The organism is Pseudomonas sp. SDO5591_S426 (assembly GCF_054070755.1).
Window position 1 is genome coordinate 1 of record NZ_JBSVXD010000359.1, and the last position, 2,725, is coordinate 2,725.

At 61.0% G+C, this 2,725-nt stretch carries 4 protein-coding genes and 1 riboswitch; all 4 genes read left to right on the forward strand.

Annotated features, from left to right (window positions below):
* Window positions 1–176 precede the first annotated feature (176 nt).
* A riboswitch (cobalamin riboswitch) is annotated at window positions 177–401 on the forward strand.
* A 121-nt stretch (window positions 402–522) separates the two neighbouring features.
* The 4 genes from ACW9JC_RS29875 to cobM all read left to right on the forward strand — a co-directional run bounded on the left by ACW9JC_RS29875 (window position 523) and on the right by cobM (window position 2,682).
* Window positions 523–717 carry a CbtB domain-containing protein gene (locus ACW9JC_RS29875; RefSeq protein WP_457459542.1) on the forward strand — a complete coding sequence of 65 codons (195 nt, stop codon included), beginning with the start codon at window positions 523–525 and terminating at the stop codon, window positions 715–717.
* Window positions 718–728: 11 nt separating this feature from the next.
* Entirely contained in the window at window positions 729–1,442 is a 714-nt protein-coding gene (locus ACW9JC_RS29880; RefSeq protein WP_457459544.1) for a CbtA family protein, read from the forward strand.
* Window positions 1,439–1,852 carry a cobalamin biosynthesis protein gene (locus tag ACW9JC_RS29885; protein ID WP_457459546.1) on the forward strand — a complete coding sequence of 138 codons (414 nt, stop codon included), beginning with the start codon at window positions 1,439–1,441 and terminating at the stop codon, window positions 1,850–1,852. Before ACW9JC_RS29880 ends, ACW9JC_RS29885 begins: the two co-directional genes overlap by 4 nt.
* 83 nt (window positions 1,853–1,935) lie before the next feature.
* Window positions 1,936–2,682, forward strand: coding sequence for a precorrin-4 C(11)-methyltransferase (gene cobM, locus ACW9JC_RS29890; RefSeq protein WP_457459548.1), 747 nt, complete (start codon window positions 1,936–1,938; stop codon window positions 2,680–2,682).
* Window positions 2,683–2,725 lie beyond the last annotated feature (43 nt).

The following is a 2,725-nucleotide window of genomic DNA, read 5'->3' on the forward strand; positions in this document are numbered from 1 at the left end:
GGTAGACAGTGGGGGCGAGTCCATACATAGGAGCTGCCGAAGGCTGCGATCTTTTGATTTTGCTTTTAAAGATAAAGATCAAAAGATCGTCCGATCGCGGCCCGAGCCTTCGGCAGCTCCTACAAAGAGCAGTTGAGAACCCTTGCCAATTGACGCCCAACCCCCGCCCATGCTCTCCTACACGCCTTGTTACGGGTGCCCTTCACAGGGTGAAACGGGAAACCGGTGAATCATGTGCTTTACTCAAAGCCATGTCAGTCCGGTGCTGCCCCCGCAACGGTAAGCGAGCGAAGCGTCGAATCCACTGTGCCAATCAGGCATGGGAAGGTGATGCTTGCAGGATCAGGCAGACGCCTGCGCCCCTCGTGAGCCCGGAGACCGGCCCGCAACACAAAGTGAAAACACAATCACTGAATGACAAACCCGCGGTGGGCGGGCGCTGTTCGAATCTCTGCGCGCCCGGTCGTGCGGAGGCTCTGCATGCGCTTTTGATTCCCCGCTGACAGACCAGAGGGAAACGCCATGTCGATCATCAGCAGCACCGGCCACAGCAGCTCTTCCAGCGCCACCACAACCTTGGCTCAACGCCTGACCGCCGCCGTTTGTGCGTCGATCCTCGGCGCGTGCCTGGTGTACTTCGCCGGTTTCTCGCACATCGAAGCGGTGCACAACGCCGCGCACGATACCCGCCACAGCTCTGCATTCCCGTGCCATTGAGACCTGCCGACATGATCAAGCGTATTGCGCAAACCGCAGGTTTCACCGGGCTGCTCGCCGCCCTGCTGCTCACCCTGCTGCAAAGCTTCTGGGTCTCCCCGCTGATTTTGCAGGCCGAAACCTACGAGAAATCCGAACCGGCCGCTGTTGAAATGCACGAACATGCCCACGCCCAGGGCGCTGTCGCCGCTCACACCCACGATGCCGAAGCCTGGGAGCCGGAAGACGGCTGGCAGCGCGTACTGTCGACCACTGGCGGCAATCTGGTGGTGGCTGTCGGTTTCGCTCTGATGCTCGCTGGCCTCTACACTCTGCGCGCGCCGACCAAAACCTCTCAGGGCCTGCTCTGGGGCCTGGCCGGTTATGCGACCTTCGTACTGGCGCCAACCCTCGGCCTGCCGCCTGAACTGCCAGGCACCGCTGCCGCCGATCTGGCGCAACGACAGATCTGGTGGATCGGTACTGCCGCGTCCACCGCTGTCGGCATCGCCCTGATCGTGTTCAGCCGCCACTGGCTGATGAAAGTCCTTGGTGCGGCAATCATCGCCGTTCCCCATGTGATTGGCGCACCGCAACCGGAAGTGCATTCGATGCTCGCACCGGAAGCACTGGAAGCCCAATTCAAAATCGCTTCGCAGCTGACCAACGTGGCGTTCTGGCTGGCCCTGGGCCTGATCAGCGCCTGGTTGTTCCGCCGCAAAAGCGATGGTCAATACCACGCATGACTGATGTCAGCGCAGCGCCGACCCTGGTGATCGGCCTGGGCTGCCAGCGCGGCTGCCCCGTCAATACGTTGCGGGCGCTGCTGGATCAGGCGTTGCAAGCGCATCAAATCGGGCTGCATCAAATCAAGGCCCTGGCCAGTATCGACTTGAAGCGCGACGAACCGGCGCTGATCGAGTTGGCTGAACAACTGGCGCTGCCGCTGATGTATTTCAGCAGCGAACAACTGGCCGGTTATCAGCCTCAACTGAGTCACCGTTCCGAGATCGCATTCGAGCGCACGGGCTGCTATGGCGTGGCGGAAAGCGCCGCCCTGGCCCTGGCCGAACAACTGGCCAACGCACCGGCAAAGCTGTTGATCCCGCGACAAAAATACGCCCAGGCCACCCTGGCATTGGCCAGCGCTGCATAAAATCCCCGATAATCCGCGCATTCGATCATGAGCAATCTTCATCTGAAGCCTTGCGCAGCCCCTTTTTCCCACAGGAACCGACGATGACCGTCTACTTCATTGGCGCAGGTCCCGGCGACCCGGAACTGATTACCGTCAAAGGCCAGCGGCTGATTCGCAGCTGCCCGGTGATCATCTATGCCGGCTCACTGGTGCCCGCTGCGGTGCTTGAAGGCCATCACGCCGAAACGGTGGTCAACAGCGCCGAACTGCACCTGGAACAGATCATTGAACTGATCAAGATCGCCCACGCCAACGGCCAGGATGTGGCGCGGGTGCATTCCGGCGATCCGAGCCTGTATGGCGCCATCGGCGAGCAGATTCGCCACCTGCGCGAACTCGGCATCGCGTTCGAAATCATCCCCGGCGTGACCGCAACCGCAGCCTGTGCGGCTTTGCTGGGGGCGGAACTGACACTGCCCGACGTGTCACAGAGCGTGATCCTGACCCGCTACGCCGACAAAACCGCGATGCCGCCGGGCGAGGAGTTTTCCAGTCTGGCGCAGCATGGCGCGACCATGGCGATTCATTTGGGGGTTAATCACCTGACGAAAATTGTCGAGGAACTGCTGCCGCATTACGGCGCGGATTGCCCGATTGCGGTGGTTCACCGAGCAACATGGCCGGATCAGGATTGGGTGGTGGGGACGCTGGCGGATATCGCCGGGAAGGTTGAAGCCAAGGGTTTCCGCCGTACGGCGTTGATTCTGGTGGGTCAGGTGCTGGGCAGTGATCATTTCAGCGAATCGTCGCTGTATCGCGCCGGGCATGCGCATCTCTATCGACCGTAAGATCAAAAGATCGCAGCCTTCGGCAGCTCCTACATTGCGATGT

Bases quoted from the DNA above. Each gene is read 5' to 3' on its own strand.
- ACW9JC_RS29880 (WP_457459544.1), top strand. From the start codon at position 729: ATGATCAAGCGTATTGCGCAAACCGCAGGTTTCACCGGGCTGCTCGCC.
- ACW9JC_RS29885 (WP_457459546.1), top strand. From the start codon at position 1,439: ATGACTGATGTCAGCGCAGCGCCGACCCTGGTGATCGGCCTGGGCTGC.
- cobM (WP_457459548.1), top strand. From the start codon at position 1,936: ATGACCGTCTACTTCATTGGCGCAGGTCCCGGCGACCCGGAACTGATT.
- ACW9JC_RS29875 (WP_457459542.1), top strand. From the start codon at position 523: ATGTCGATCATCAGCAGCACCGGCCACAGCAGCTCTTCCAGCGCCACC.